Here is a 26,282-nt window from a genome sequence, read left to right on the forward strand (position 1 = left end):
ACCTTCGTCATCGCTCTGATATTGGCCATCGCCCCGGCATTTGCTACCCCGCCACCGTAGAGGAGGCCGCATCATGCCGGGCGTCGCAATCGTTGAAACCGTCGCCGCCCTCAGGCAGGCCGTCGCGGGCTGGCACGGAGTGGGCGAAAGGGTGGCGCTGGTGCCGACGATGGGGGCGCTGCACGAGGGCCATATCGCGCTGGTGCGCGAGGCGCAGCGCCATGCGCGCCGCGTCGTCGTCTCGATCTTCGTCAATCCCACGCAATTCGCGCCGCATGAGGATTTCAAGAAATATCCCCGTACCTTCGAGAGCGATTGCGCGATGCTCTCCGAGGCGAATGCCGATGCGGTGTTCTTCCCGTCGGTGGAGGAAATGTATCCGCAGGGCTTCGCGACGCGCATCCTGCTGCTCGGCCCGGCCGCCGTCGGCCTCGACGACCGTTTCCGCCCCACCCATTTCGAAGGCGTCGCGACGATCTGCTGCAAGCTGTTCACCCAGAGCCGCGCCGATTGCGCCGTCTTCGGCGAGAAGGATTATCAGCAGCTCAAGGTCGTCACCCGCATGGCGCGGGATCTCGATCTCGGCATCACCATCATCCCGCTGGCGACGGTGCGCGAGGCGGACGGGCTCGCTCTCTCGTCGCGCAACCGCTATCTCTCGGCGCAGGACAGGGCGCTGGCGCCCCTGCTGCATCAGGTGATGCAACGGCTGGCGGCACGGCTGCGCAATGGCGAGCCGCTGTTCCAGGCGGTCGGCGAGGCGCAGGGCGAGATCATCGGCGCGGGGTTCGAGCTCGATTATCTCGAGGCGCGCCATGCCGAGACGCTGGCGCCGGTCACCGGGCTGGCGGACGGGCCGGTGCGGCTGCTGGTCGCGGCGCGGCTGGGCGCGACACGGCTGATCGACAATATCCCGGTCTGAACGGCGCGGGAGCTAGAGCAGGCCGAGCTCGGCGAGTTCCCGGCGCAACGCTTCCGGCATCAGGCCGAAGCCCTCGCCGCTCTGGGCGATGTCGCGGGGCCGCTCGGCCTCGGCGAGATAGCGCCAGCCCTGGAACGGACGGCAGGGGCGCGGTTCCACCGGCACCACAATGGGCTCCAGCACGAGATGACAGCGCCCGATGCCGTCGCCATCGGTGAAGGGGCGCACGGCGAGCAGGCGCTGCCGCGCCGAGACCTGGCCCTTGATCACCCAGAACAGCGAGCCGTCCGCGACGAGCTCGTCCACCCGCTTCGGCACCATCCGCGTGGTATGGGTCTGCTCCTGCGGCCGTCCGAGCCGGCGGCGCTGCAGCATCTGCTCCTCGATCCACTCTTCCAGGTCGCGAATCGATTCGGCACCGACACAGAGCTTGAGCAGATGGAGAGGCATGGCGCCGAACCTAGCCCGGAACAGGCAACCCGGCCAGCACCTGCGGCGTTTCTCCACAATCGCGAGGGTGCGCAGGCGGCGATGGGTCCGCCCGGGCGGCGCCTGCTATGTGTCGGTCCCGGGCCGGGAATCGGGCGGACCGGAGCAAGGGAGGATTTCATGCGCGGATTGGCAGGCAAGGCCATCCTGGTCACCGGCTCGACGGCCGGCATCGGCTACGCCATCGCCGAGCGGCTGGGGGCGGACGGCGCCCGGGTGCTGATCCATGGGCGTGACCAAGGCGAGGTCGACGCCGCCTGCCGGACGCTCGGCGCGGCTTCGGCGGGCGCGACCGGGGACCTGATGGAGCCTGCGACCGCGCAGGCCCTGGTCGATGCGACGGTGGCGGCCTTCGGCCGGATCGACGGCCTGGTCGCCAATGCCGGGATCTATCCGCGCGGCGTGCTCGGCGAGACCACCGCGGAGTTCTTCGACAAGGTCTTCGCGGTGAACACGCGGGCGCCGCTGCTCGGTGCCGAGGCGGCGATCCGCGCCTTCCGCCTGCAAGGATCGCCGGGCGCGATCGTGGTGATCGGTTCGATCAACGCCCTCTGCGGCCAGGCCGATCTCACGGTCTATTCCATGTCGAAGGGGGCGCTGACCACGATGACGCGCAACCTCGCCGATGCGCTCGCGCCCGAACGGATCCGCGTGAACTGCCTCAATGTCGGCTGGACCTTCACCGCCAATGAGGATGCGACGCAGCAGAAGGAAGGGCGCAAGCCCGGCTGGCAGCACGAGGTCTCGCCGCTCTTCGCCCCCAGCGGCCAGATCATGCAGCCGGCCGAGATCGCCGCTCACACCGCCTTCTGGCTGTCGGAGGAGAGCGCGCCCGTCTCCGGCCAGATCTACGAGGTCGAGCAATATCCGCTGATCGGGCGCAACCGGATGGCCGAGAGCTGAACGCGCGGGGCTCGCGAAGTGCTCCGCCTATTCCCCCAGCACCACCACCCGGGCGCCTTCCGCGACCTGCCCGCCCGGCACGCCCGCGACCTCGCTCACCGTCCCGTCGCGCGGCGCGGTCAGGACATGCTCCATCTTCATCGCCTCGACGATGGCGAGGCGCTGGCCCTTCACCACGGCATCGCCCGGCGCGACGAACAGCGCGATCAGCTTGCCGTGCATCGGCGCCTTGACGACGCCGCCGCCGCCCGCCGCGGCATCGAGATCCACGGCGAAGGGATCGAACAGCGCCACTGCCGTCTGCCGGCCGCGATGCAGCGCGAGATAGGTGCCGCGCTCGGCCCGGGCCAGCGCGATCTCATGCTCGCCCTCCGCGATCTCGTGCCCCGGCAGCGTCACCCGCGCACCGTCCTCGCTCCATTCGATCCGCGCGTCGAACCGCTCGCCATCGATCAGCAGCGGCAATCCGAGCGCCGGCTGCGGCATCAGCGCGAAGCCGTCGGCGACGGCCCAGGGCGAGCGCGCCTCGGCCGATCCGCGCGAGAACGCTTCCGCCGACCCGGCCGCCTGCCGCTCCTCCTCGAGCTGCAGGGCGGCGGCTGCGACCGCCGCCGCGTCGAGCGGCTGCGGCTCTGCGCCGAGCGCTGTGATGTTGCGGTCGATGAAGCCGGTATCGAAGGGCCCGCTGCGGAAGCCCTCCGCCTCCGCCAGCTTCTTCAGAAAGGCGAGATTGGTGCGCGGACCGGCCACCACGGTCTGCGAAAGCGCCTGCGCCAGCCGGTCGAGCGCCTCGTCGCGCGTCGGCGCGTGGCAGATCACCTTGGCGATCATCGGATCGTAGAACGGCGTCACCACATCCCCGGCCTCGACGCCGGTATCGATGCGGATGCCCTCGCCTTCCGGAAACTGCAGCGCCCAGAGCTTGCCCGTCGAGGGCAGGAAGCCCTTCTCCGGATCCTCCGCATAGAGGCGGGCCTCCACCGCATGGCCGGTCGCGGTGACGTCCGCCTGTTCGAAGCCGAGCGGCTCCCCCGCCGCCACACGCAGCTGCAGCTCCACCAGATCGAGCCCGGTGATCGCCTCCGTGACGGGATGCTCGACCTGCAGCCGCGTGTTCATCTCCATGAAGTAGAAGCGGTCCGGCCGCAGCCCGTCGCGCCCATCGGCGATGAACTCCACCGTCCCGGCCCCGACATAGCCGACGGCCCGCGCCGCCTCGGTCGCGGCCCTGCCCATCGCTTCCCGCACCTCCGGCGTCATGCCCGGCGCCGGCGCTTCCTCGATGACCTTCTGGTGACGGCGCTGCAGCGAGCAGTCGCGCTCGAACAGATGCACGACATTGCCATGGCTGTCCCCGAACACCTGGATTTCGACATGGCGCGGGCTCAGCACGTATTTCTCGACCAGCACGCGGGCATCGCCGAAGGCGCTCTGGCCTTCGCGCTGGGCGCTGGCCAGCGCCTCGGCGAAATCCTCCGGCCGATCGACCTTCTTCATGCCCTTGCCGCCGCCGCCGGCGACCGCCTTGATCAGCACGGGATAGCCGATGCGCGCCGCCGCCTCCGACAGGAATTCGACGCCCTGCTCGGCGCCGTGATAGCCCGGCACCACCGGCACAGCGGCCGTCTCGACCAGCGCCTTGGCGGCGTCCTTCAGGCCCATGGCGCGGATCGCCGAGGCCGGCGGGCCGACGAAGACGATGCCGGCCTGCGCACAGGCCTCGGCGAAATCGGCATTCTCGGAGAGGAAGCCATAGCCGGGATGGATGCAGGACGCGCCCGATTCCCGCGCGACGGCGAGGATGGTCTCGGCGTCGAGATAGCTCTCCCGCGCCGGAGCGGGCCCGATGCGCCAGGCCTCATCCGCCATCTGGACGAACAGCGCTTCGCTGTCGGCGTCGGAATGCACGGCGATGGTGCGCATCCCCAACCGCCGCGCGGTCCTGATTACGCGGCAGGCGATCTCGCCGCGATTGGCGATGAGGATGGAAGGGAGTTTGGCGACGAGCGACATGGCGGCGATCCTGACCCGATCCTCGTCCTTATAGCGGGACGGCGCGGGCTGTCGCGGCCTTCTTGCGCAAACCGGATTGCGCGGCTCTCCCGAGGGTCAGGCCGGCTCGGGCAGGACGGGCCCGGCGCGCCGGTCGCGGCGCACGGAGCGCCAGATCGCCCAGCTCGCCTGGAAGCAGAGCCCCGCCACCAGCAGATCGAAGACATATTCGGGCCAGCGCACGGGGGCGACCCGCGCGACCAGCCCCAGCAGCGCGAAGCCCGTGGTCGAGATCACGTCGTTGCGGCTGGAGAGCCAGGTCGCGCGGATCACCGGATTTTCCTCGCCCCGGAAGCGCCAGAGCAGGCCGACGATCAGCAGGGCGATGGCGACGGCGCTGGCGGCGGAAAAGCCCAGCGCCCAGATCTCGATCGGGCGCGGATTGAGGATCTTGGCCCAGAGGTCGTAGAGCGTATGCAGCCCCGCCAGCGCCATCACCGAGCCGATGGCGAGCGCCGCCAGCTTCTCGGCCCGCGCGTCCCGCCCGAAGACCAGCGCGGCGATGCCGTAGAGGATGACGTCGTAGACCCAGTCGACGCCATCCTTGAACAGTTGCTGATTGCCCAGCGACAGCGCCACCAGCACGACGCCGATGGCGAAGACCAGGATGCCGAGCGCGATGCCCCAGATCGTCACGACATAGGCGCGCGCCATCGCCGGTGACGGCGTCGTCTCGGCGGCATCCGCCCGGTCCTGTTCGCCTGCCGACACGGCCATCCTTCCTGCACGGGGAGATCGGCAAAGAGCCGCCACTGATGCACCCCGCCGGGAATCGCCCGGCGGGAGCGCCGCGGGAGCCTTCAGCCGCGGCCGACGAACGGCATTTTCGAGGCCATCACCGTCATGAACTGCACATTGGCTTCGATCGGCAGGCTGGCCATGTGCAGCACCGAGGTGGCGACATGGTTCACATCCATCACCGCCTCGACCTTGATCGAGCCATCGGCCTGCTGCACGCCCTGCGTCATGCGCTGCGCCATCTCGGTCAGCGCGTTGCCGATATCGATCTGGCCGACCGCGATGTCGTATTTGCGCCCGTCCAGCGAGGAGGTCTTGGTCAGGCCGGTGATGGCGTGCTTGGTCGCGGTATAGGCGACGGAGTTCGGACGCGGCGCATAGGCCGAGATCGAGCCGTTGTTGATGATGCGGCCGCCGCGCGGCTCCTGCGCCTTCATGATCTTGAACGCCTCCTGCGTACACAGGAAGGGCCCGGTGAGGTTGGTGTTCACCACCGCCTGCCACTGCGCGAGCGAGAGATCCTCCAGCATGATCGAGCCTGGCGCGTTGACGCCGGCATTGTTGAACAGCACGTCGAGCCGGCCGAAGGCCTCCTTGGTCCGCGCGAACAGCGCCTGCACCGATCCCTGGTCGGTCACGTCGGTCGGCACCGCCAGCGCCTGGCCCGCCGCCGCGCCGGACAGGCCGATCGTTTCCTCCAGCGCCTCGGCCCGGCGCCCGGCCAGCACGGTGCGATAGCCGTCCTTCAGGAAGTGCAGCGCCACCGCGCGGCCGACGCCCGATCCCGCGCCGGTGATGATAGCGACCTTGTTGTGCCCAGCCATGCGTTGTCCTCGTTGGTGATCGGCTTTTGCCTAAACCGTTTGAAATAACGGGACGACCATAGCAGCGCCCGCCGCAGGCTGAACAGCCGCCAGCGCAGTGCGGCCTTGCTCGCCGCAGGACATCATGCGCGCGCCGGCGCGGGCGGGCTGCGCCGACGCTGCCCTAATCACCGCAGCGGGACTTCGCCGCTCTCCTCGCCGTCCCAGTAATGGATGCGCTCGGCGCTGACCTTCAGCATCACCATGCCGGGCGTCTCGATCCCCTGCGGGAACCAACGCTCGAGATCCTCCACCCAATGCTCGGCGAAGGCGGCCTTGTCGCGGATTACCTGTGCGCGCCCGGCGATGTGGATGAAGATGCCGGGCTTGCCCAGCAGGCTCTTGGCGCCGGAGAATCCGAGGCCGACATGCGGATCCCGGCCGATCTCGGCGATGAACCGCGCCGATTCATAGGCGAAGAACCAGGAATCGCCGTCGTAATCGACGTCGCGATTATTGCTCATCGGGCGGCCGGCGAGCCCGCCGGTCTCGCTCTTCGTCGACAGCATGCAGAAATCGATGTCGCGCATCTCCTCGGAGATGTCGCTGAGGCTCATATCGGCCATGGCTGGTCCTGGGGCTGGAGGCGACGCTCGCCGTCGCGCGTCCCAACCGAATGCCGCAGGCGGCTTTCGGTTCCGCAGGCCGGCGCCGCCTCACATGCGGAAGACGCCGAAGCGCGTCGCCGGGATCTCGGCGTTGAGGCAGGCGGAAAAGGCGAGCGCCAGCACGCGCCGGGTCTCGGATGGCAGGATGATGCCATCGTCCCAGAGCCGGGCGGTGGCATGGTAGGGCGAGCCCTCCTCCTCGTATTTCGAGCGGATCGGCGCCTTGAACGCCTCCTCCTCCTCGGCCGACCAGCTCTGGCCGTCGCCCTCAATATTGTCGCGGCGCACCGTGGCGAGCACGCTCGCCGCCTGCTCGCCGCCCATCACCGAAATCCGCGAATTCGGCCAGGTGAACAGGAAGCGCGGCGAATAGGCCCGGCCGCACATCCCGTAATTGCCGGCGCCGAAGGAGCCGCCGACCAGCAGCGTGATCTTCGGCACCCGGGCCGAGGCGACCGCGGTGACCAGCTTGGCCCCGTCCTTGGCGATGCCGCGCGTCTCGAAATCACGGCCGACCATGAAGCCGGTGATGTTCTGCAGGAAGAGCAGCGGGATCCGCCGCTGGCAGCAGAGCTCGATGAAATGCGCGCCCTTGAGCGCGCTCTCCGAGAAGAGAATGCCGTTATTGGCGATGATGCCGATCGGCATGCCGTGCAGCCGGGCGAAGCCGGTGATCAGCGTCGTGCCGTAGAGCTTCTTGAACTCGTCGAATTCCGAGCCGTCGACCAGCCGGGCGATCACTTCCCGGATGTCGTATTGCTTCTTGAGATCGGTCGGGACGACCGCCTCCAGCTCCTCCACCGGATAGAGCGGTTCGACCGGCTCGGCGATGTCGAGCTCCGGCTGCTTGACGCTGTTGAGATTGGCGGCGATCCGCCGGGCGATCGCCAGCGCATGGGTGTCGTCGCCGGCATAATGGTCGGCGACGCCGGAGAGCCTGGCATGGACGTCGGCCCCGCCCAGATCCTCGGCGCTGACCACCTCGCCCGTCGCCGCCTTCACCAGAGGCGGGCCGCCGAGGAAGATCGTGCCCTGCCGGCGCACGATGACGGTCTCGTCCGACATCGCCGGCACATAGGCTCCGCCGGCGGTGCAGGAGCCCATCACCACCGCGATTTGCGGGATGCCCTCGGCCGAGAGCGTCGCCTGATTGTAGAAGATCCGGCCGAAATGCTCGCGATCGGGAAACACCTCGGTCTGGTGCGGCAGGTTGGCCCCGCCGGAATCGACGAGATAGATGCAGGGCAGCCGGTTCTCGCGGGCGATTTCCTGCGCCCGCAGATGCTTCTTCACCGTCATTGGGTAATAGGTGCCGCCCTTGATCGTCGCATCGTTGCAGACGATCATGCATTCGCGCCCGGCGACGCGGCCGATGCCGGCGATCATGCCGGCACCATGGACATCCCCCTCATAGAGGCCGAAGGCGGCGAGCGCGCCGATCTCGAGGAAGGCCGAGCCCGGATCGAGAAGGCGCAGCACCCGCTCGCGCGGCAGCAGCTTGCCCCGCGCGGTGTGGCGCTCGCGCGATCTGGCGTTCCCGCCGCGCGCGGCGACGGCACGGCGCTCCTCCAGCTCGGCCCGCAGCCCGGCCCAGGCCGCCGCATTCGCCTGGATGTCGGCCGATGTCAGATCGACCTTGCTCTCGATGACCGGCATGTCGCGCCCTTTGCTGCAACCCGTTTGCGCAGGGTTATGGACCGCCGCCCCGGCGCTGCCAACAGGGGCTCATGCCAAGACGGTGGGCCCAAAGATGCGCTCGAACTGCGCCCGCAGCACCGCATCCACCTCCGGCATGGTGATCGGCAGGCCGAGATCGACCAGCGAGGTCATGCCCTGGTCGCTGACCCCGCAGGGGACGATGCCGTCGAAATGCCCGAGATCGGGCTCGACATTCAGCGAGATGCCGTGGAACGAGACCCAGCGCCGGACGCGAATGCCGATCGCGGCGATCTTGTCCTCAGCGCCCTCGCCCTTGTCGGGCCGCCGCACCCAGACGCCGACCCGGTCCTCGCGCCGCTCGCCGCGGATGTTCATCGCCGCCAGCGTGCCGATCAGCCAGGCTTCCAGGGCCGCGACGAAGCGCCGGAGATCCGGATCGCGCCGCTTCAGATCGAGCATGACATAGGCCACGCGCTGCCCCGGCCCGTGATAGGTGAACTGCCCGCCCCGGCCGCTGCGATGCACGGGGAAACGCTCCGGCGCGACCAGATCCTCGTCCCGCGCCGAGGTCCCCGCCGTATAGAGCGGCGGATGCTCGACCAACCAGACGCGTTCCGCGGCCAGGCCGTCTGCGATCAGCGCCGCCCGGCGCTCCATCTCGGCCACGGCCGCCTCATAGCCCGTGAGGCCCGGCTCCACGACCCATTCGACCGGCTCGGAGCCGGGCTGCGGCCAGAACATTTCGGCCAGCGTCTCGCGCGTCTTCACCTTGCCTTAACCCTGTTTCGCCAAGCATCGAGCACCGGCCCCATCCCCTGATGAGCCGGCTGCGGTTCCTGCGCCGAAAGGCGCGGCCGGGCAAGCGGCAAGGCCGGGACGGCATGACGGCGCAGGATGCGCAGGACGACGCTGGAGAGTTGATTGTGAAGGCCGATCTCGATCTCGTTCCCGTCGAATTGACCGTCGTGCTGGGCCAGGCCCGGATGCCGATCTACAAATTGCTGCGCATGGGCCGCGGCGCCATCATCGAGCTCAACGCCACCGAGACCGACGAGGTCCAGATCCTCGCCAACAACCACCCCTTCGCCAAGGGCAATGTCGTCGTCGCCGGCTCGCGCATCTCCGTGGAGATCACCGAGATGCTGAAGCGCCCGAACGTCTACACCCTGCAGACCGTCGCGGCGGCCTGAGCGCGACGCGGCGGAGCCTTTGCGACAATCCCGTCGCAAACTTCATCTCCGGACTTGTGGCGGCGAAAGCGATTTGCTAGACCCGCGCCGCTCCAGAGATCACCGCGACAGCGCGGACCTGCTGTAGCCGCTGCGGTCATGGCGGAATTGGTAGACGCACTACCTTGAGGTGGTAGCGGGGAGACCCGTGGAGGTTCGAGTCCTCTTGACCGCACCAGTTTTGGGTGCAGACCCGCAGACGGCGGCCCTCACGGGTCGCCGTTTTGCTTTGTGGCCGGGCGCTGCCGTCTCCGTCTCGTCATGCTGCGTTGCAAGAAGCCGGCTTGGCTGACACAAGACCTTGCGCCCCCTCGAATCGCGGAGCCGGACCGATGAGCGACATCGAACACGTGCCCGACGAACGGCTCGGGCGCCCGATCCGCGACGAGACCGGGGCCTTCGATACCGCCCTGGTCGAGCAGGTCTCGCAGGCGCTCGCCCTCTCCGATCTGACGACGCTGCGGGCGGTCGTCGCCGACATGCACGAGGCCGATCTCGGCGCGCTGCTCGAGGCGCTCGACCCCGAGGAGCGGCCGCGGCTGATCTCGGTGCTCGGCTCGGATTTCGACTTCACCGCGCTGACCGAGGTCGATGATTCCGTCCGCGAGGAGATTCTGGAGGAGCTCTCGGCCGAGACGGTGGCCGAGGGCGTGCGCGATCTCGACACCGACGACGCGGTCTACATCCTCGAGGATCTCGACGAGGCCGACAAGCAGGAGGTGCTGGACCGGCTGACGCCGACCGAGCGAATCGCGCTGCAGAAGGGCCTCGACTATCCCGAGGGCAGCGCCGGCCGCCGCATGCAGAGCGAGGTGGTGGCGGTGCCGGCCTTCTGGACCGTCGGCCAGACCATCGACTATCTCCGCGACACCCGCGACGTGCCCGATCGCTTCTTCGAGATCTTCGTCGCCGACCCCTCGCATCATTTCGTCGGCACCGTCCGGCTCGACCGCCTGCTGCGCACCAAGCGCCCGGTGATGGTGTCGGAGCTGGTCGAGGAGGACAACCGCGCGGTCAAGGCGACGGAGGAGATCGAGGACGTGGCGCGCATGTTCCAGCGCTACAACCTGATCGCCGCCCCGGTGCTCGACGATGACGGTCGGCTGGTCGGCGTCCTCACCATCGACGACATCGTCGACGTGATCGAGGAGGCCGCCGATGACGACGTCAAGCAGCTCGGCGGCGTCGACGCCGATGAGGAGCTGTCGGACACAGTCGCGCGGATTTCGCGCAGCCGTTTCCGCTGGCTGTTCGTGAACCTCGTCACCGCCTTCCTCGCCGCCTCTGTGATGAGCCTGTTCGAGGCGCAGCTCTCGCAGCTGGTCGCCCTGGCGATCCTGGCGCCGATCGTCGCCAGCCAGGGCGGCAATGCCGCGACGCAGACGATGACCGTCACCGTGCGCGCTCTGGCGACCCAGGAACTCGGCGCCTGGAACATCCGCCGCTTCTTCACCCGCGAGCTGATCGTCGCGCTGATGAACGGCTTCGCCTTCGCACTGATCACCGGCGTGGTCGCGATGCTGTGGTTCGGCAATACCGGGCTCGGTCTGGTCATCGGCCTGGCCATGGTGATCAACCTGGTCGCGGGCGCGGTCGCCGGCGTGACGATCCCCGTGCTGCTCGACCGTTCCGGCATCGACCCCGCGGTCTCGTCGGGGACCTTCGTCACCACGGTGACCGATGTCGTCGGCTTCTTCGCCTTCCTCGGCACGGCGACCGTGCTTCTGAACCTGCATTGAGCGCGACGAAAATCGGTAACGTAAACCGGCCGTCAAGTTTTCTCCGCAATCTTCACGGATATGCGTTCAGGTCTCATGGTCACATCCCTTTTCAAACTCGCGATCACCGCTGCCGTCGTCGCGAGTTTCGGCGGCTGCGTGGCGCTGGACAATTACCCGCAGAAGGGTGACGCACGCCCGCATCCCGGCGTCGCGGCGGCCCATCGCTACCCCGTTCACGGCATCGACATCTCGCGCTGGCAGGGCGAGATCGACTGGGCTTCGGTCAAGGCCGCCGGCACGCGCTTCGTCTTCATGAAGGCGACCGAGGGCGGCGACCACATCGACCCCTCCTTCCTGCGCAATTGGGAAGGCGCGCGCCGCGCCGGCATCCCCCGCGGCGCCTATCACTTCGTGTTCTGGTGCCGTCCGGCGCATGAGCAGGCGGTCTGGTTCAAGCAGCACATCCCCAATGATCCCGATGCGCTGCCGCCGGTGCTCGACGTGGAGTGGAACGGCCATTCCCGCACCTGCCCGCAGAAGATCGACCGGGCGCTGGCGCTGGAGAAGATCCAGCTGATGCTGACCGAGCTCGAGCAGCTCACCGGCAAGAAGCCGGTGATCTACACCGACATCACCTTCCACAAGGACGTGCTGGAGGGGCAGTTCAACGACTACCCCTATTGGATCCGCTCGACGGCCGCCCTGCCGGAGACGCGCTACAACAACCGGCCCTGGGCCTTCTGGCAGTTCACCACCACCGGCCGCATCCCCGGCATCCGCGGCGATGTCGACCGCAACGCCTTCTTCGGCAGCGAGGAGCAGTTCCAGGGCTGGATGCGCGGCGATTTCGATGCCGGCACCCGCAGCTGGCGCCGCCGCGCCCCGCAGCCCGCACCGGCGCCGGCCGCGCCGCCGCCCGTCGCGCTCATTCCCGGCAGCGCCGCCCCCGTCCCCGCCTCGCTGCAGGCCAGCGGAGCCCAGCCGGAGGAAGGTTAAACCCGGGCGGCCTTTGCCGCCTCTGGGTTAACCAAGGCTGAATCCGACATCCTCAATCCTGGCGATGCTAAGGGGGCCTTAACTCTCAGGCCCCAATCAGGATGGTGAAGGAGGGGCGCATGCCGGAACTCACCACCATCCTCTCGCGTCTGGCCGGCCGCATCATGGCCGGCGGGCTGCTGATCGCCCTGACGACGCCCGCTTTCGCGCTCTATCCGAAGAAGAGCGACGCCGACCCGCATCACGGCGTGCGCGACGCCAGGCGCAAGGCGATCCAGGGCATCGACGTCTCGCGCTGGCAGGGCGAGATCGACTGGGCCAAGGTCAAGGACGCCGGCACCCGCTTCGCCTTCATCAAGGCGACGGAAGGCGGCGACCATCTCGACCCCAATTTCCGGCGCAACTGGGCCGAGGCCCGCAAGGCCGGCGTGCCCCGAGGCGCCTATCATTTCGTCTGGTGGTGCCGCCCGGCCAAGGACCAGGTCCGCTGGATCAAGAAGCACATCCCGCGCGACGCCGATGCCCTGCCGCCGGTGCTCGATGTCGAATGGCAGAATAATTCGCAATGTGACCGCAAGATCTCGAAGGAGCTGGCGCTGGCCAAGATCCGCGAGATGCTGAAGGGGCTGCACGAGCATACCGGCAAGAAGCCGATCATCTACACCGACATCAACTTCCACGAGGATGTGCTGGAGGGCGAGTTCAACGACTACCCCTATTGGCTGCGCTCGACCGCGGCGCCGCTGCGCCATCGCTACCAGCGCGCGAAATGGGAGTTCTGGCAGTTCACCACCACCGGCCGCGTGCCCGGCATCACCGGGGATGTCGACCGCAACGCGTTCTTCGGCTCCGAAAGCGAATTCACCGCCTGGCGCGAAGGCCGTTTCGAGATCGGCAGCCGGACCTGGCGCGGCGGCAGCAAGGTCGCCGGCAGCAAGGCCCCCGCCACCTCGGCCGGCTCGCGCGCGCCGAAAGCGGCCGGTGGCGTCGCCCTGCGCCCCCCGCCACGGCCGGAGAAGCAGCGCACGGCACATAACGACTGACGCGCCGCGGCGGCGGCCGTCATCGGAACGTCATGTGCCGGGCGCAGGGCTCCGGCACCTGCCATCCCGCATAGCGCCGCCATGCTCGCCTCGCACCAAGTCCCAGACGTGCAATCCGCGATGGGTATCGTCTGGGCCTACCGGTTCGACGCCGAGGGCACGCCCGGCCTGATCGACCGCGCCGCCATTCCCGATCTCGATCCGCGGAGCGGCTTCGTCTGGCTTCATCTCGATCTCGTCCACAGCCGCGCCAAGGCCTGGGTCGGCGACCAGCTCTGGCTTCCGGCAGCGGCCGAGGAGGCCTTCCTCGCCACCGACACCCATCAGCGGCTCGACCATTCCGCCAATCTGGCCTGGGGGGTCACCCATGATCTGGTCCGCGATGTCGCCGCCAATTCCGACAAGGTCGGGGCGCTGCACTGGATCATCGGCGAACGCTTCCTGCTGACCGGGCGGCGCGAGGCGCTGCAATCGATCCGCCTGATCGCCGACGCGCTGAATCGCGGCGAGGAGGCGCAGAGCCCGACGGATCTGTTCGAGCAGATCCTCGAATACATCATCGACGACATCACCCATGCGATCGTTCGGCTGATGGAACAGACCGACGCGATCGAGGACCAGCTGCTCGACGAGCGTCTCGGCGAGGTGCCGCAGCGGGTCGGCAGCGTGCGCCGCACCGCGGTGCGCATCCACCGCCAGCTCAACGGGCTGCATGTGCTGTTCCGCCGCCTCGCCGACACCCATGCCAACCGCAAGGCGCCCGACGAGATGAAGGCCTTCGCCGCGCGGCTGATCCAGCGCATCGACGGGCTGCACCATGATGTCAGCGCCGTGCAGGACCGCTCGCGCCTGCTTCAGGACGAGATGAGCGCCCGTTCCGCCAGCCAGACGAACCGCCAGCTCTACACGCTGTCGATCCTGACCGCGCTGTTCCTCCCCGCCACCTTCATCACCGGCCTGTTCGGCATCAACGTCAAGGGCTTGCCCTGGGTCGAGGCCGATCTCGGCGCGCTCTTCGTCGCGCTCGCCTGCATCGGCGCCGCCCTGCTGACGCTCGTGCTGCTGCGCTGGCGCGGCGTGGTCGGCGGCTGAGGCCGCCGCTCGCCCGCTTTCGCAAAGCCCGCCTGCGCGGTCCTGCGCGCTGACAAGCTGTCAGGGCGCGCTATAAGGGCTGAAACCGGCGCGCCCGCCGCGCCGCCAGCCGGGAGGATCTCATGCTCGCCAACGCACCCCGCCCCTTCAATTTCGATCTCGGCGAAACCGCCGACGCCATCCGCGACACCGTCCACGGCTTCGCCCAGGAAAAGATCGCCCCGCGCGCCGAGGAGATCGACCGCACCAACATGTTCCCGCGCGATCTCTGGCCGCAGATGGGCGCACTCGGCCTGCATGGCATCACGGTCAAGGAGGAGGATGGCGGCTCCGGCCTCGGCTATCTCGAACATTGCGTCGCGATCGAGGAGGTCAGCCGCGCCTCGGCCTCGGTCGGGCTGAGCTACGGCGCCCATTCCAACCTCTGCATCAACCAGATCGCCCGCCACGGCACTGCGGCGCAGAAGGCGAAGTACCTGCCCAAGCTGATTTCCGGAGAGCATGTCGGCGCGCTCGCCATGTCCGAGCCCGGCGCGGGCTCCGATGTCGTCTCGATGAAGACCAGAGCGGTGAAGCAGGGCGACCGCTATGTCCTGACCGGCAACAAGATGTGGATCACCAACGGCCCCGTGGCCGAGACGCTGGTGGTCTATGCCAAGACCGATCCGGAGGCCGGCGCCCGCGGCATCACCGCCTTCCTGATCGAGAAGGGCATGAAGGGCTTCTCCACGGCGCAGAAGCTCGACAAGCTCGGCATGCGCGGCTCCGACACCTGCGAGCTGGTCTTCGACGGCTGCGAAGTCCCCGAGGAGAATGTGCTCGGCCAGGTCGGCCGCGGCGTCAACGTGCTGATGTCGGGGCTGGATTACGAGCGCGTGGTGCTCGCAGCCGGCCCGCTCGGCATCATGCAGGCGGCGCTCGACGTGGTCATGCCCTATATCCACGAGCGCAAGCAGTTCGGCCAGGCGATCGGCGAGTTCCAGCTCGTCCAGGGCAAGGTCGCCGACATGTATGTGATGATGAACGCCTGCAAGGCCTATGTGTACAGCGTCGCCAAGGCCTGCGACCGCGGCGAGACCACGCGCGAGGATGCGGCCGGGGCCATCCTGATCGCCGCCGAGAAGGCGACGCAGATCGCGCTCGACGCCATCCAGCTGCTCGGCGGCAATGGCTACATCAACGACTACCCGACCGGGCGCCTGCTGCGCGACGCCAAGCTCTACGAGATCGGCGCCGGCACCAGCGAGATCCGGCGCATGCTGATCGGCCGCGAGCTGTTTCAGAAGACGAAGTAATGCCGCTCTATTTCGCCTATGGGCTAAACATGGACGCAGCCGGCATGGCGCAGCGCTGCCCGCGCGCGACCAGGCTCGGCCTCGCCAGGCTCGAGCGCCATCGCTTCATGATCACCGGCGATGGCTACGCCTCCGTGGTGCGTGATCCCCGGGAGACGGTGCATGGCGTGCTCTGGGATTGCGCTTTGGGCGATATCCGCACCCTCGACAAATTCGAGGACATCGCCAGCGGGCTCTACGTCAAGATCAGCCAGCCCGTGATCGTGCCCGGCGGCGCCAAGCGGGCGCTGGTCTATATCGGCCGCAGCGCGACGCCGGGCCGCCCCCGGAACGGCTATCTCGAACAGGTCATCGCCGCGGCCCGGGAGCAAGCGCTGCCAGAGGCTTACATCCAGGCGATGAATCGTTTTCTCAGCAAGCCGTCTTTGGATCTGAAGCCGGTGTCTCAGCCCGAGCCGGCGGATCTGCCGCCCGGCCCGGTGCCCGGCGTGCGCCCCCGCGCCTTCGCGCCGAAGTGACGCGCAGGGCCTATTTCCACAGCATCGCCGCCAGCCTGACGGCGAAGACGAGCCCGAAGGCCAGGATGATCGTGCCGACCACGCGGTGACGCTTGGCCCTGTCCGGGAACTGGCGGGCGACGATCTTGCCCAACGGTTTCCGGAACAGGAAGGCGATCACCAGCAGGATGACGAGGATATTGACCGGGCTCACGCCGTGGCCTTCGGCGCCTGGTCACGCGGCTCGGCCGCCTCGAACGGGGCTCCGGCCTTCTTCCAGGCGCCGAAGCCCCCGGCGAGATGCGCGACGGGCGCCAGCCCCATCTCCTGCGCCGCCTTCGCCGCGAGCGCCGAGCGCCAGCCGCCGGCGCAGAAGAACACGAATTGCTTGTCCTCCTGGAAGACCGGCTTGGCATAGGGGCTCTCCGGGTCGATCCAGAATTCCAGCATGCCGCGCGGGCAATGCACGGCGTTCGGCATGCGCCCCTCCCGCTCCAGCTCGCGCGGATCCCGCAGATCGACGAAGACCACGTCGCTGCGCCCCAGCAGCGCCTGCGCCTCCTCCACCGACAGCGTCGTCACGCTCGCTTCCGCCTCGGCCAGAAGCGCCTTGTAGCCCTTGGTGATGGTTTGCGGCATGGCGGCCTCCTCTCCGGAACGGCGGCACCGTGGCCGCTGCCGCCGGCTGCGTCAATCGCGCTTGCCGCCTCGGCCTCGGCACCCCACTGTGCCGCGGGGGGAGGCAGCTCATGGCCGGATTCGCGACGCTCGATCTCATCGCCTTCATCGTCTTCCTCTTCTCCTGGATCGGCTATCACGTCGCCGTCGAGGGCGGGCCCCATGCCGCCCACAGCCTGAACGCCCGGATGAGCCTGCGCCGCGCCCGCTGGATCGAGGAGGCGGTGCAGCGCGACAACCGCATCATCGACACGCAGGTGATGAACGGGCTGCAGAACGGCACCGCCTTCTTCGCCTCGACCTCGCTTCTGGCGATCGGCGGCGCCCTCAGCCTGCTGCAATCCACCGACCGGGTCGTGCAGGTCTTCGAGGACCTGCCTTTCGCGACCCCGACCACCCGCGCCGCCTGGGAGATGAAGGTGATCGGGCTCGCGGTGATCTTCGCCTATGCCTTCTTCAAATTCGCATGGTCCTACCGCCTGTTCAATTATTGCGCGATCCTGCTCGGCGCGATCCCCAATGCCAGGCTGAAGGAGGAGACGGCGACGCGCGAGGCCGTGCGCGAGACCATCGCCATGAACATCGCCGCCGGGCGCCATTTCAACCGGGGCCAGAGGGCCTTCTTCTTCGCCCTCGCCTATCTCGGCTGGTTCCTCGGCGCCTGGGCCTTCCTGGCCGCGACGCTGGCGGTGCTGACCGTGATGTGGCGCCGGCAATTCGCCTCCGATTCCTCCCGCATCTTCACCGATGATCCTGCGCCGGGAGACAGGGCCGCCACGCCGCCGAACGGTCCCTGAAGGCCGCATGCGTCGCTGCATGGTCTTGACGAAAGCGCCGGCGGGCCGCTGATGGCGCCATGACCATCGATCCCGAAACGCTCGAGACCACCCTCCTCGCTCTGGCGGCCGAACGCGGCCCCGGCAAGACCTTCTGCCCATCCGAGGCCGCCCGCGCCCTCGGCGGGCCGCATCCCGATGGCTGGGGGCCGCTGATGCAGCCGATCCGCCGTGTCGCGATCCGGCTGATGAAGGAAGGCCGCATCACCATCACCCGCAAGGGACGCCCCGTCGATCCCGACGATTTCAAGGGCGTCTACCGGCTGACGGTCGCGGAGGCCGATCGCGAATAGTCGGCGAAGGGCGAATGGCGAGTGGTGAGTGGCGAGGGGGCCGGCCCTGTCGTCACGGCGCCGGGAACAGCGCGTTCGTATAGCCCGCCAGCCTGTAGACCAGCAGCCCCAGCCATTCCTTCAGCCCGTCATCGGCGACGCTCAGGCCCCGCGGCGCGCGCAGATAGGGCCTGACGTAATCGCCCGGCTTGTTCTCGGTGAGCCAATCCACCGGGAACGCCTCGACCGGGAATCCGGCCTGGCGGAACACGCCCATGGCGCGCGGCATATGCCAGGCCGAGGTCACCAGCAGCCAGCGTTCACCGGGCTTGGGCTCGACGAGGCGGCGGGTGAAGACGGCGTTCTCGACCGTGTTGCGCGAGCGATCCTCCATCACCAGCCGCTCTTCCTTTAGGCCGAGGCTGAGGAACAGCGCCCTCGCCCCATCCGCCTCGGTCATCGTGACCTGCGTGACGAGATGCGCCGCGCCGCCCGCAAACACGATCTTCGCCTCCGGATGCAGCCGCGCCAGCTCCACGGCCTTGGTCATCCGCGCCGCGGCGTAGTTCAGCACGACATCGCCGCGCCCGATGCCGACGGCGCCGCCGAGCACGATGATGCCCGTCACCGGCCCCTTCGCCGCATCCTGCTGCGGAAAGCGGTTTTCGAGCGGCAGCACCAGCAGTCGCGGCAGCGGGCTGAAGGATAGCAGCAGCAGGATGGCGAGGCTCACCAGCCCGAGCCAGCGGCCGATTCGTGCGAAGCGCGTGAACGCGAGCAGCGCGGCCAGCGCCCCGAGCAGGATCACCAGATTGACCGGCGACAGCACGAACCAGGCGATCTTGGACAGGACGAAGAACATGCAAAAGCGCTCCCGCACGCCGCCACAGGCTTAACCGCCGGAATGCCGGCGGGCCGCTAACGCCGCCTGAAAACGGCCGCGCGCCTCAGCGGAAGATTTCCGGCCGTGCCTGCGGCCTGCGCGGCGCCGGGCCGGGCCGCGCCGCGGGTTCGAGCTCGATGGCGCGGCGCGCGACCTCGCGCAATTCGCAGCCCGCCTGCCGGCCCGGCTGCAAAGCGGGCGCCTGCTGGCCCGCATAGAACAGGCATTTCTGCGCGACATAGCCTTCCCACGCCAGTTGCAGCGTCACGAAACGCGCGCGCTGGCCGGCGTCCAGGCTGCGCCCCAGCACCTGCCCTGCCAGCGTCAGCCGCTCGCGCCAGACCGCCTCCTCGCGCTTCGCGCAGCTTTGCTCGGCCCGGCTGCGGTCACCGCGCCCGTCGCGCACGCAGGCGATGGCGATGCTGCCGATGCAGCCCTGCGGAGCCCCCTGCGACTGGCGCAGGCAGGCCAGCAGCTGGGCCCGGTCCGCGGCCAGAGACGGGCTCGATGGCGGCGACGGGCCGGCCGGCGGCCCCTGCGCCAGCACCGGCGCCGAAAACCCGCTCGCCGAAATCGCCGCCAGCAGCACGAAGGCTGCGGCGGGCGCTGCACGGAGCTTGCGGCGGCGCATCGCTAGACCACCGGCAGCAGCAGCGCCGGCGCGGCGGCCGGCCGCGCGGACACCGTCTCGTACCAGCGGCGCAAATTCGGCCGGGGCCGTTGCGGCACCGGCATGTTCAGCCAGCGATGCACCCCGCAGCCGATCACGATATCGGCCATGCCGAAGCGCTCGCCGCCCATGAAGCCATGGCTCGCGAGATGGGCTTCCAGAATGTCCAGCCGCGCTTCCGTCCTGGTGATCGACTCGGCGACGGCCTCGGCCGGCGCGCGCTGGGCATCCTTGCGCACCAGCCCCCAGAAGGCCGGCGTCAGAGCGGGCTGCAATTCCGTGACCATCCAATCCAGCCAGCGATCGGCATCGGCGCGCAGCGCCGGATCCTCTTCCCAGATCCAGCCCGCGCCGTAACGGGCGGCGAGATAGCGCACGATGCTGTTGGATTCCCAGATGACGACGTCGCCATCCTCCAGCACCGGGATCAACCCGTTGGGATTGCGCGCGAGATAGGATGGCTCGCGATTGCCGCCGAAGGCGCCGCCGACATCGATGCGCTCGAAGGTCTGGCCCACCTCCCCCGCCGCCCAGACGACCTTCTGGACGTTGATGGAGCTGATGCGCCCCCAGATCGTCAGCATGCAAACCTCCGCAAATCCGTGATCCCCGCTATCCCGCGAGCATCCACGGCTGAACACGCCTCAGGCCGGGGCATGGCGCAGCTGCCCCTGACGGCTTGCCGCGATGAAGCATGAGTTTCAGCCCGGCGACAACCCCGGCCCGGGCGGCCGGCGCTCAGGCGAATTCCATGATCACCGCATCGACGGCGAGGGAATCCCCTTCCTTGGCGAGGATCTTGGCGATGGTCACGTCCTTCTCGGCACGCAGCACATTCTCCATCTTCATCGCCTCGACCATGCACAGCGCCTCGCCCGCCTTGACCTCCTGGCCCACGGACACCGACACCGCCTTGACCAGGCCGGGCATCGGGCAGAGCAGGAACTTGCCGGTATCCGCGGCGAGCTTCTCCGGCATCAGCGCCGCGAGCTCCGCCTCGCGCGCGGTATAGACCCGGGCATCGGCATAGGCGCCGGCATGGCCGAGCGCGAGGCCGTTGAGGATCGGCCGCAGCTGCGCCGCGCAGAGCACCCCGTCGAGCGTGCCGCGCCAGACCGGCTCGCCCGGCCGCCAGTCGCTGACCACGCTGAGGCTGCGCTGGCCGAAGCCGATGACCACCGCCTCGCCCTGCTCCGAGACCTCGCCCTCGAAGCGCGTGCCGCCGAGCAGGACGATGCGGGCACGGTCGAAGGAGACTTTTCGCCAGCCCTCCATCTGCGCGGAGACCCGGCGCTTGCGTTGGTTCATCCGGTGATCGCAGGCGATGGCGATGGCCGCCATGCGCAACGCCACCTCGCCCTCGGGCGCCGGCAGGGCGAAGCCCTCCGGAAACTCTTCGGCGATGAAACCGGTCGAGAGCTGGCCCTCGATCCAGCGCGGATGCTGCATCAGCGCCGAGACGAAGGGGATGTTGTGGCGGATGCCGTCGATCGCGAAGGCATCGAGCGCGCGCGCCTGCGCCTCGATCGCCGCGCGCCGCGTCGGCGCATGCGTCACCAGCTTGGCGATCATCGGGTCGTAATAGATCGAGATCTCGCCGCCCTCGAAGACGCCGGTATCGTTGCGCACCATCGCGTCGTGATCGGGCCCCTCGGCCGGCGGCCGATAGGTCACCAGCCGCCCGGTCGAGGGCAGGAAGTTGCGCGTCGGATCCTCGGCATAGATCCGCGATTCCACCGCCCAGCCGTCGAGCTTCACATCGGCCTGGGTCAGCCTGAGCGTCTCGCCATAGGCCACCCGGATCATCTCCTCGACCAGATCGACGCCGGTCACCATCTCGGTGACGGGATGCTCGACCTGGAGCCGCGTGTTCATCTCCAGGAAGAAGAAGGAGCGGTCCTGCCCGGCGACGAACTCGACCGTGCCGGCGCTGTCGTAATTCACCGCCTTGGCCAGCGCGACGGCCTGCTCGCCCATCTTGCGCCGCGTCGCCTCGTCGAGCAGCGGCGACGGCGCCTCCTCGACGACCTTCTGGTTGCGGCGCTGGATCGAGCATTCGCGCTCGCCGAGATAGATCACATTGCCATGCTTGTCGCCGAGCACCTGGATCTCGATGTGGCGGGGATCGACGATAAATTTCTCGACGAAGACCCGGTCGTCGCCGAAGGACGAGGCCGCTTCCGACTTGGCCCGCGCGAAGCCCTCGGCCACCTCGTCGGCGGAATAGGCGATGCGCATGCCCTTGCCGCCGCCGCCGGCCGAAGCCTTGATCATCACGGGATAGCCGATCTCGTCGGCGATCTTCACGGCATGGGCGGGATCCTCGATGATCCCGAGATAACCCGGCACGGTCGAGACATTGGCGGCGGCGGCCGCCTTCTTGGATTCGATCTTGTCGCCCATCGCCGCGATCGCGCCCGGATTGGGGCCGATGAAGACGATCCCGGCCTCCTTCAGCGCCTGGGCGAAGGCCTCGCGCTCGGAGAGGAAGCCATAGCCGGGATGCACGGCCTCGGCGCCGGTCTGCTTGCAGGCGGCGATGATCTTCTCGATCACCAGATAGGATTGGGCGGCAGGGGCCGCGCCGATATGCACCGCCTCATCCGCCATCTCGACATGCAGCGCGTCCCGATCGGCATCCGAATAGACGGCGACGGTGCGAATGCCCATCCGGCGCGCCGTCTTGATGACGCGGCAGGCGATTTCGCCACGGTTCGCGATCAGGATTTTCGAGAACATGCGTGGCGTCTCCCGGCGGTCTGACAAGACTATGCGTGCCGGGGTTTATTGGACGCCGGCTCCGGCGTCCACTCATGCGAAAGTTTGGGCTGCGGCGCCAGACCTTTGCCAAGCCGGCCGCCAGCCTCGGGAGGCGCGGCTTCGCTCGGGAGCGGCGGCTGCCCTTTCGGGAGGGCAGTCTCGCCTCAGCTCGCCAGAAGAGCGCGGTGCTGGACCGCATGCGCCGAGGGCGCGACGCATTTCTGCATGGCGAAGCCGATCAGCGCCTCGTCGCAGCGCTCCGCCTCGCGCACGATCTCGAAGGCGATGCGCCGCGCCGTCGCCGTCGGGCCTTCGCCGGCACCGAGCGACGTCATCAGCCAATGCGCCTTGTCGCGATCGATCACCCCGGTCGGCCGGCTCTCCCAGACCGCGAAATCGACGATTGTCGCGACGAGATAATCGGCGAAGGCCGGGCAGGCCTTCGGCACGGCGCGCTCCAGCGCGACCAGTACATCCACGGCATCGCGCGTCATCACCTCATCGGCGAAGACGTCGTTTTGAAGTATTGCGACATCCGCGGCGTCGATCTCATGATGATCCATCACGCGGTCGACGAATTCACGAAGCTTATGTCCGATCATGGCTCAACCCCTGCCCGGCTTGTTTTTGTGCCGGTGTGTCCCTGTTGTAGGAACACTATGATCCGACACTCGCCAGCAGGTGGTTAACGCCGAAATCTGAACGCGCGTTCAGGTTAAACAGGCCTGATCGGATGTGGTTGCGAGGATGTTACTGCGGGTCTTCCGCTGTCGGCCGGGAGGCCATGGCGCAAGGACAGGCGCAGCCGCTGCCGCCGGGCCGGGCGGGTCCGACCGAAGATCCGTCACCACGCCTCGACGGTATCGCCGCGCGTCGCGGAGGGGGCCGGGGGCAGCGGCGCGGGCAAGGCTCAGGCCGGCGCGCTGGCCTCGTCGATGACGGCCTGCAGATCGGCGCAATCCGTCAGCACATGGCGGGCCCCCAGTGCGACCAGCCGCTCCACCGGCTGGAAGCCCCAGGCCACGGCGACGGGCAGCACCCCGGCCGCCAGCGCCATCTCGATGTCGAAGGAGGAATCGCCGACCATCGCCGTTCGCGACGGGGCCGCGCCCGTTTCGGCCATGGCCTGCAGGATCATCGCCGGATGCGGCTTGGAGGGCGCGTCATCGGCCGATTGCAGGGTGGAAAACAGCGAGCCCCAGCCATGGCGGGCGACGATATAGTCGAGCCCGCGGCGCGATTTGCCGGTGGCGATCCCCAGCCGCAGCCCCGGCCTCGCGGCGAGGCGCTCCAGCATCTCCGCCACGCCGGGATAGAGCGGCTCGGCCAGGGCCGGATCGCTCTCCGCCTCCACCCGCATCGCGTTGAAGACCTGCTTGTAGGTCTCGGTCAGCACCGGGTCGGGCCGGTCGAGCCCGGCGAGCTGCATCAGCGCGATGTCGAGCGTCAGCCCGACGACGCCGAGCCCGGCCGCCCGGCCCGGATGCGGCAGGCCGCAACGCGCGAAAGCCTCGATCTGGGCGCCGAGGATGATCGCCTCGGAATCGATGAGCGTGCCGTCGAGGTCGAAGATGATGAGATCCATGGCGGGGCTGTTAGCGCGATTCAGCCGCTGCCGCCACGGCGCTGGAGCAGGGCCGCCTTGCCCAGGGCGGCGGCCGGGCCGCATCGGTGCGGCGGCTCAGGAGCGGCCCTCCCGGCCGCAGGCCTCCAGCGCCTGGCGCAGCAGCTCGCCCGTGAGCCCCTGCTGGCGCACATCCTTCCGGCATTCCGCGCGCTGCGCGATGTCGGGACGCTTGCCGCCGAAACAGGCGACCAGCGCCTGGCGGCGCTCCGCCCCGACGAGGCCGCTTCTGTCCGCCTCCTCCTTGCAGGCCGCGCGCGCCGCCGCCATGGTCGGCCGGCCGTCGCGGGTGACGCCGTCCCTTGCATAGAGCCGGACATGCGGGAATTTCGCCTGCAGACAGTCCCGCATCGCCTGGCGCAGATCCTCCCCGGTCAGCGCGATATTATCCGACAGGCAATCCTGCCGCGCCCGCGCCCGCTCGGCACGCGGGATGCTCTCGACCCTTCCCTCGGTCGAGGCGGACACGGCCATGGTCGAGGCGGCGGACACATCGGCGGCAGCGGGCGGCGCCGTCTGGGCCCCGGCGGGACCGGTCAGGAGAAGCGAAAACAGGCAGAGAGAGGCCGGGGCGAGCACGCGAAACATCGGGGCACCTGCATCCAGGGTTGCGAGAACACAACTAGAACACGGCCCCACCGGTTCTGCAAGCGTTCTTTACGTAACGTCAGAACAAAACCGGCTGACGCTCCCTCGCGTCTCACTCGTCCGGCGCATCGACGATCGGATCGTAGCGCTCATCCTCGAAGCCGAGCAGGTTCCAGGATTGGCGCATATGCGGCGGCAGCGGCGCGCTGACATCGATCGTGCCCTTGCCGCGCGGATGCGGCAGCACGATGCGGCGGGCCAGGAGATGCAGCTTGTTCTGGATGCCGCCGGGCAGTTCCCAGTTCTGGATGTTGAAATATTTGGGATCGCCGACGATGGGATGGCCGATATGGGCGGCATGGGCGCGCAGCTGATGGGTGCGCCCGGTCACCGGCTTCAGCGACAGCCAGCCGAGCTTCTGCGCCGCCGTCTCGACCACGGCGTAATAGGTCACGGCATGCATCGCGCCATCGTCGCCATGCTTGGCGACGGCCATGCGCTGATCGCCGTCATAGGCTTCCTCCCGCGCGAGATAGGTGGAGATCCGGCCCTGGCGGACGCGCGGCACGCCGGCGACCAGCGCCCAATAGACCTTGCGGGCCGAACGCGAGCGGAAGGTCTTGGCGAGCGTCGCCGCGGCGAAGCGCGATTTCGCGATCACCAGGCAGCCGGCCGTGTCCTTGTCCAGGCGGTGGACCAGACGCGGCTTCTGTCCGCTCTTGTCGGTCAGCGCGTCGAGCATCTGGTCGACATGGCGCGTCGTGCCCGAACCGCCCTGCACGGCGAGGCCGGCCGGCTTGTTGAGGACCATGACGTCGTCATCCTCGTAGAGCGTGATCGAGCGCAGGAAGCCGAGCGTATCCGCATCATGCTTCAGCGAGCGCGGCCGCTCCTCCTTCTGCTCCAGCTTGAGCGGCGGGATGCGGACGGTCTGCCCGGCTTCCAGCCTGTCCTTGCTGTCGGCGCGCTTGCCATTGACCCGCAATTCGCCCTTCCGGACGATGCGCTGGATATGGCTGAAGGAGAGCTGGGGGAAGCGCGCCTCCAGAAAGCGGTCGATGCGCATCTCGTTCTCGTCAGGCGTGACGACGAGCTGCTGCACGCCCGTCGCCAGCACCTGCGCGGTCTCGGCCTTGACCTCGGCGCGCGTCGGCGCCTCGCTCACCGGCGGCTTGCGCGGCGCGGCCGGCTTGCGCGGGCCGGCCGGGCGCGGCACGGGATGATGCGGGGCGGGGTTGCGCGTCGGCTCGGTGCGGATCTCGGCCTCCCCCAGTGCGGGCCGCGACCTGGCCGCAGCCTGCGCCGAACGCCGCGCATCATGGCTCGGCCGCTTGCCTTTCGGCGCGCCGGCCGGCGGCCTGCCGCCGCGCGAAATGCCGCCCAGGGTCTTGCCACCCGGTCCCTTTCCGCCCGGTCCCTTGCCGCCCGGCCCCTTGCCGCCGGGGCTTTTGCCGCCCGTCCTCATGACAATCCTCGCATCAGCGCGAGCCCAGCCATGAGCGCCGCCAGAGACAGGCCGACCGAAGCCAGCACGTAAAACGCCGCCGCGGCGGCGTCGCCGCGCTCCCAGAGCAGGATGGCGTCGAGCGAAAAGGCGGAAAAGGTGGTGAAACCGCCGAGCACCCCGGTCGTCAGGAACAGGCGGACGGGCTGCGACAGCCCCTCGCCCCGCGCCGCGAACCAGCCGACGAGCACGCCCATCAGCCCGGAGCCGATGATGTTGATCGCCAGCGTGCCATAGGGAAACCCCAGGCCGAGCCCCTTCAGCGACAGCTGGTTGACGCCGTGGCGCAAGGCGCCGCCGATGCCCGCGCCGAGAAAGACAAGGAATGTGGAGGTCATCGGCCTGGAATAGAGCGCCTGC

At 68.7% G+C, this 26,282-nt stretch carries 29 protein-coding genes and 1 tRNA gene; 12 read left to right on the forward strand and 18 right to left on the reverse strand.

Going from position 1 to position 26,282, the window contains the following annotated elements:
* Window positions 1-73 precede the first annotated feature (73 nt).
* Complete coding sequence (panC, locus tag ASG72_RS16795) at window positions 74-922, forward strand: pantoate--beta-alanine ligase (protein WP_056714389.1); 849 nt, start codon at window positions 74-76, stop codon at window positions 920-922.
* 12 nt (window positions 923-934) lie between these two features.
* On the opposite strand, the gene ASG72_RS16800 is transcribed toward panC, so the two are convergent.
* Window positions 935-1,372: a DUF1489 family protein gene (locus tag ASG72_RS16800; RefSeq protein WP_056714392.1), complete on the reverse strand. Its 438-nt coding sequence runs from the start codon at window positions 1,370-1,372 to the stop codon at window positions 935-937.
* 159 nt (window positions 1,373-1,531) lie between these two features.
* Between ASG72_RS16800 and ASG72_RS16805 the strand changes: the two genes are divergently transcribed.
* Window positions 1,532-2,314 carry an SDR family oxidoreductase gene (locus ASG72_RS16805; protein WP_056714394.1) on the forward strand — a complete coding sequence of 261 codons (783 nt, stop codon included), beginning with the start codon at window positions 1,532-1,534 and terminating at the stop codon, window positions 2,312-2,314.
* A gap of 27 nt (window positions 2,315-2,341) precedes the next feature.
* Here ASG72_RS16805 and ASG72_RS16810 read toward each other — a convergent pair whose 3' ends face one another.
* The 6 genes from ASG72_RS16810 to lipB all read right to left on the reverse strand — a co-directional run bounded on the left by ASG72_RS16810 (window position 2,342) and on the right by lipB (window position 8,975).
* Window positions 2,342-4,327: an acetyl-CoA carboxylase biotin carboxylase subunit gene (locus ASG72_RS16810; RefSeq protein ID WP_056714398.1), complete on the reverse strand. Its 1,986-nt coding sequence runs from the start codon at window positions 4,325-4,327 to the stop codon at window positions 2,342-2,344.
* Window positions 4,328-4,423: 96 nt separating this feature from the next.
* Window positions 4,424-5,077: a cation transporter gene (locus ASG72_RS16815; RefSeq protein WP_156396009.1), complete on the reverse strand. Its 654-nt coding sequence runs from the start codon at window positions 5,075-5,077 to the stop codon at window positions 4,424-4,426.
* Window positions 5,078-5,166: 89 nt separating this feature from the next.
* Complete coding sequence (locus ASG72_RS16820; protein ID WP_056714408.1) at window positions 5,167-5,928, reverse strand: SDR family oxidoreductase; 762 nt, start codon at window positions 5,926-5,928, stop codon at window positions 5,167-5,169.
* 167 nt (window positions 5,929-6,095) lie between these two features.
* Window positions 6,096-6,533 (reverse strand): pyridoxamine 5'-phosphate oxidase family protein, encoded by a 438-nt coding sequence (locus ASG72_RS16825; RefSeq protein WP_056714411.1) that lies wholly within the window; start codon window positions 6,531-6,533, stop codon window positions 6,096-6,098.
* 90 nt (window positions 6,534-6,623) lie between these two features.
* Window positions 6,624-8,231, reverse strand: a complete 1,608-nt coding sequence (locus ASG72_RS16830; protein WP_056714414.1) for a carboxyl transferase domain-containing protein — start codon at window positions 8,229-8,231, stop codon at window positions 6,624-6,626.
* 69 nt (window positions 8,232-8,300) lie between these two features.
* Window positions 8,301-8,975: a lipoyl(octanoyl) transferase LipB gene (gene lipB, locus ASG72_RS16835; RefSeq protein WP_056714924.1), complete on the reverse strand. Its 675-nt coding sequence runs from the start codon at window positions 8,973-8,975 to the stop codon at window positions 8,301-8,303.
* A gap of 140 nt (window positions 8,976-9,115) precedes the next feature.
* Here lipB and ASG72_RS16840 point away from each other — a divergent pair, with 140 nt between their 5' ends.
* The 8 genes from ASG72_RS16840 (at window position 9,116) to ASG72_RS16875 (ending at window position 16,128) form a co-directional block, all read left to right on the forward strand.
* A complete protein-coding gene (locus ASG72_RS16840; RefSeq protein ID WP_056714927.1) occupies window positions 9,116-9,424 on the forward strand; it encodes a FliM/FliN family flagellar motor switch protein in 309 nt (102 codons plus the stop codon).
* 132 nt (window positions 9,425-9,556) lie between these two features.
* Window positions 9,557-9,641: transfer RNA gene (locus ASG72_RS16845), tRNA-Leu, on the forward strand.
* A 154-nt stretch (window positions 9,642-9,795) separates the two neighbouring features.
* Window positions 9,796-11,202 (forward strand): magnesium transporter, encoded by a 1,407-nt coding sequence (gene mgtE, locus ASG72_RS16850; protein ID WP_056714416.1) that lies wholly within the window; start codon window positions 9,796-9,798, stop codon window positions 11,200-11,202.
* A 75-nt stretch (window positions 11,203-11,277) separates the two neighbouring features.
* Window positions 11,278-12,180: a glycoside hydrolase family 25 protein gene (locus tag ASG72_RS16855; RefSeq protein WP_244488833.1), complete on the forward strand. Its 903-nt coding sequence runs from the start codon at window positions 11,278-11,280 to the stop codon at window positions 12,178-12,180.
* A gap of 164 nt (window positions 12,181-12,344) precedes the next feature.
* The gene (locus ASG72_RS16860) at window positions 12,345-13,223 is read left to right on the forward strand and encodes a glycoside hydrolase family 25 protein (protein WP_244488854.1); all 879 of its coding nucleotides are present in this window, start codon (window positions 12,345-12,347) and stop codon (window positions 13,221-13,223) included.
* Window positions 13,224-13,343: 120 nt separating this feature from the next.
* Window positions 13,344-14,315, forward strand: coding sequence for a CorA family divalent cation transporter (locus ASG72_RS16865; protein WP_056714419.1), 972 nt, complete (start codon window positions 13,344-13,346; stop codon window positions 14,313-14,315).
* Between the two features lie 122 nt (window positions 14,316-14,437).
* The gene (locus tag ASG72_RS16870) at window positions 14,438-15,610 is read left to right on the forward strand and encodes an isovaleryl-CoA dehydrogenase (RefSeq protein ID WP_056714422.1); all 1,173 of its coding nucleotides are present in this window, start codon (window positions 14,438-14,440) and stop codon (window positions 15,608-15,610) included.
* Window positions 15,610-16,128 carry a gamma-glutamylcyclotransferase family protein gene (locus tag ASG72_RS16875; protein WP_082540407.1) on the forward strand — a complete coding sequence of 173 codons (519 nt, stop codon included), beginning with the start codon at window positions 15,610-15,612 and terminating at the stop codon, window positions 16,126-16,128. The genes ASG72_RS16870 and ASG72_RS16875 overlap by 1 nt, the downstream gene beginning before the upstream one ends.
* Window positions 16,129-16,138: 10 nt before the next feature.
* Here ASG72_RS16875 and ASG72_RS16880 read toward each other — a convergent pair whose 3' ends face one another.
* Together ASG72_RS16880 and ASG72_RS16885 are read right to left on the reverse strand one after the other, a co-directional pair.
* Window positions 16,139-16,321 (reverse strand): hypothetical protein, encoded by a 183-nt coding sequence (locus ASG72_RS16880; protein ID WP_056714424.1) that lies wholly within the window; start codon window positions 16,319-16,321, stop codon window positions 16,139-16,141.
* Window positions 16,318-16,746 (reverse strand): rhodanese-like domain-containing protein, encoded by a 429-nt coding sequence (locus tag ASG72_RS16885; protein ID WP_056714427.1) that lies wholly within the window; start codon window positions 16,744-16,746, stop codon window positions 16,318-16,320. The genes ASG72_RS16880 and ASG72_RS16885 overlap by 4 nt, the downstream gene beginning before the upstream one ends.
* Before the next feature lie 110 nt (window positions 16,747-16,856).
* On the opposite strand from ASG72_RS16885, the gene ASG72_RS16890 reads away from it, so the two are divergent.
* Window positions 16,857-17,582 (forward strand): DUF599 family protein, encoded by a 726-nt coding sequence (locus ASG72_RS16890; RefSeq protein WP_056714430.1) that lies wholly within the window; start codon window positions 16,857-16,859, stop codon window positions 17,580-17,582.
* A gap of 59 nt (window positions 17,583-17,641) precedes the next feature.
* Window positions 17,642-17,914, forward strand: coding sequence for a DUF3253 domain-containing protein (locus ASG72_RS16895; RefSeq protein ID WP_056714434.1), 273 nt, complete (start codon window positions 17,642-17,644; stop codon window positions 17,912-17,914).
* A gap of 52 nt (window positions 17,915-17,966) precedes the next feature.
* Here the strand turns inward: ASG72_RS16895 and ASG72_RS16900 are convergent, their stop codons facing one another.
* From ASG72_RS16900 to crcB, 9 genes are all read right to left on the reverse strand, one after another.
* Window positions 17,967-18,755 (reverse strand): YdcF family protein, encoded by a 789-nt coding sequence (locus ASG72_RS16900; RefSeq protein ID WP_056714439.1) that lies wholly within the window; start codon window positions 18,753-18,755, stop codon window positions 17,967-17,969.
* 85 nt (window positions 18,756-18,840) lie between these two features.
* Window positions 18,841-19,407, reverse strand: coding sequence for a lysozyme inhibitor LprI family protein (locus ASG72_RS16905; RefSeq protein WP_056714441.1), 567 nt, complete (start codon window positions 19,405-19,407; stop codon window positions 18,841-18,843).
* A 2-nt stretch (window positions 19,408-19,409) separates the two neighbouring features.
* Window positions 19,410-20,030: a glutathione S-transferase family protein gene (locus ASG72_RS16910; RefSeq protein WP_056714443.1), complete on the reverse strand. Its 621-nt coding sequence runs from the start codon at window positions 20,028-20,030 to the stop codon at window positions 19,410-19,412.
* A gap of 154 nt (window positions 20,031-20,184) precedes the next feature.
* The gene (locus ASG72_RS16915; protein WP_056714446.1) at window positions 20,185-22,185 is read right to left on the reverse strand and encodes an acetyl/propionyl/methylcrotonyl-CoA carboxylase subunit alpha; all 2,001 of its coding nucleotides are present in this window, start codon (window positions 22,183-22,185) and stop codon (window positions 20,185-20,187) included.
* 185 nt (window positions 22,186-22,370) lie between these two features.
* Complete coding sequence (locus tag ASG72_RS16920) at window positions 22,371-22,808, reverse strand: hypothetical protein (protein WP_056714447.1); 438 nt, start codon at window positions 22,806-22,808, stop codon at window positions 22,371-22,373.
* A gap of 308 nt (window positions 22,809-23,116) precedes the next feature.
* The gene (locus ASG72_RS16925) at window positions 23,117-23,791 is read right to left on the reverse strand and encodes an HAD-IA family hydrolase (protein WP_056714451.1); all 675 of its coding nucleotides are present in this window, start codon (window positions 23,789-23,791) and stop codon (window positions 23,117-23,119) included.
* 96 nt (window positions 23,792-23,887) lie between these two features.
* The gene (locus ASG72_RS16930) at window positions 23,888-24,418 is read right to left on the reverse strand and encodes a hypothetical protein (RefSeq protein WP_056714454.1); all 531 of its coding nucleotides are present in this window, start codon (window positions 24,416-24,418) and stop codon (window positions 23,888-23,890) included.
* Between the two features lie 112 nt (window positions 24,419-24,530).
* Window positions 24,531-25,883 (reverse strand): RluA family pseudouridine synthase, encoded by a 1,353-nt coding sequence (locus ASG72_RS16935; protein WP_056714457.1) that lies wholly within the window; start codon window positions 25,881-25,883, stop codon window positions 24,531-24,533.
* Entirely contained in the window at window positions 25,880-26,260 is a 381-nt protein-coding gene (gene crcB, locus ASG72_RS16940; protein ID WP_056714930.1) for a fluoride efflux transporter CrcB, read from the reverse strand. Before crcB ends, ASG72_RS16935 begins: the two co-directional genes overlap by 4 nt.
* Window positions 26,261-26,282 lie beyond the last annotated feature (22 nt).

Source organism: Allobosea sp. Leaf344 (assembly GCF_001426225.1).
Lineage (GTDB): Bacteria > Pseudomonadota > Alphaproteobacteria > Rhizobiales > Beijerinckiaceae > Allobosea.

Coding starts and splice junctions, on each gene's coding strand:
- lipB (WP_056714924.1), bottom strand. CDS start 8,975: ATGTTCTGGCCGCAGCCCGGCTCCGAGCCGGTCGAATGGGTCGTGGAG.
- ASG72_RS16825 (WP_056714411.1), bottom strand. CDS start 6,533: ATGGCCGATATGAGCCTCAGCGACATCTCCGAGGAGATGCGCGACATC.
- crcB (WP_056714930.1), bottom strand. CDS start 26,260: ATGACCTCCACATTCCTTGTCTTTCTCGGCGCGGGCATCGGCGGCGCC.
- ASG72_RS16915 (WP_056714446.1), bottom strand. CDS start 22,185: ATGTTCTCGAAAATCCTGATCGCGAACCGTGGCGAAATCGCCTGCCGC.
- ASG72_RS16910 (WP_056714443.1), bottom strand. CDS start 20,030: ATGCTGACGATCTGGGGGCGCATCAGCTCCATCAACGTCCAGAAGGTC.
- ASG72_RS16885 (WP_056714427.1), bottom strand. CDS start 16,746: ATGCCGCAAACCATCACCAAGGGCTACAAGGCGCTTCTGGCCGAGGCG.
- ASG72_RS16925 (WP_056714451.1), bottom strand. CDS start 23,791: ATGGATCTCATCATCTTCGACCTCGACGGCACGCTCATCGATTCCGAG.
- ASG72_RS16860 (WP_244488854.1), top strand. CDS start 12,345: ATGGCCGGCGGGCTGCTGATCGCCCTGACGACGCCCGCTTTCGCGCTC.
- ASG72_RS16840 (WP_056714927.1), top strand. CDS start 9,116: ATGACGGCGCAGGATGCGCAGGACGACGCTGGAGAGTTGATTGTGAAG.
- ASG72_RS16905 (WP_056714441.1), bottom strand. CDS start 19,407: ATGCGCCGCCGCAAGCTCCGTGCAGCGCCCGCCGCAGCCTTCGTGCTG.
- ASG72_RS16865 (WP_056714419.1), top strand. CDS start 13,344: ATGGGTATCGTCTGGGCCTACCGGTTCGACGCCGAGGGCACGCCCGGC.
- ASG72_RS16870 (WP_056714422.1), top strand. CDS start 14,438: ATGCTCGCCAACGCACCCCGCCCCTTCAATTTCGATCTCGGCGAAACC.
- mgtE (WP_056714416.1), top strand. CDS start 9,796: ATGAGCGACATCGAACACGTGCCCGACGAACGGCTCGGGCGCCCGATC.
- ASG72_RS16920 (WP_056714447.1), bottom strand. CDS start 22,808: ATGATCGGACATAAGCTTCGTGAATTCGTCGACCGCGTGATGGATCAT.
- ASG72_RS16895 (WP_056714434.1), top strand. CDS start 17,642: ATGACCATCGATCCCGAAACGCTCGAGACCACCCTCCTCGCTCTGGCG.
- ASG72_RS16800 (WP_056714392.1), bottom strand. CDS start 1,372: ATGCCTCTCCATCTGCTCAAGCTCTGTGTCGGTGCCGAATCGATTCGC.
- ASG72_RS16855 (WP_244488833.1), top strand. CDS start 11,278: ATGGTCACATCCCTTTTCAAACTCGCGATCACCGCTGCCGTCGTCGCG.
- ASG72_RS16900 (WP_056714439.1), bottom strand. CDS start 18,755: ATGTTCTTCGTCCTGTCCAAGATCGCCTGGTTCGTGCTGTCGCCGGTC.
- ASG72_RS16890 (WP_056714430.1), top strand. CDS start 16,857: ATGGCCGGATTCGCGACGCTCGATCTCATCGCCTTCATCGTCTTCCTC.
- ASG72_RS16935 (WP_056714457.1), bottom strand. CDS start 25,883: ATGAGGACGGGCGGCAAAAGCCCCGGCGGCAAGGGGCCGGGCGGCAAG.
- ASG72_RS16875 (WP_082540407.1), top strand. CDS start 15,610: ATGCCGCTCTATTTCGCCTATGGGCTAAACATGGACGCAGCCGGCATG.
- ASG72_RS16930 (WP_056714454.1), bottom strand. CDS start 24,418: ATGTTTCGCGTGCTCGCCCCGGCCTCTCTCTGCCTGTTTTCGCTTCTC.
- ASG72_RS16820 (WP_056714408.1), bottom strand. CDS start 5,928: ATGGCTGGGCACAACAAGGTCGCTATCATCACCGGCGCGGGATCGGGC.
- ASG72_RS16810 (WP_056714398.1), bottom strand. CDS start 4,327: ATGTCGCTCGTCGCCAAACTCCCTTCCATCCTCATCGCCAATCGCGGC.
- panC (WP_056714389.1), top strand. CDS start 74: ATGCCGGGCGTCGCAATCGTTGAAACCGTCGCCGCCCTCAGGCAGGCC.
- ASG72_RS16830 (WP_056714414.1), bottom strand. CDS start 8,231: ATGCCGGTCATCGAGAGCAAGGTCGATCTGACATCGGCCGACATCCAG.
- ASG72_RS16805 (WP_056714394.1), top strand. CDS start 1,532: ATGCGCGGATTGGCAGGCAAGGCCATCCTGGTCACCGGCTCGACGGCC.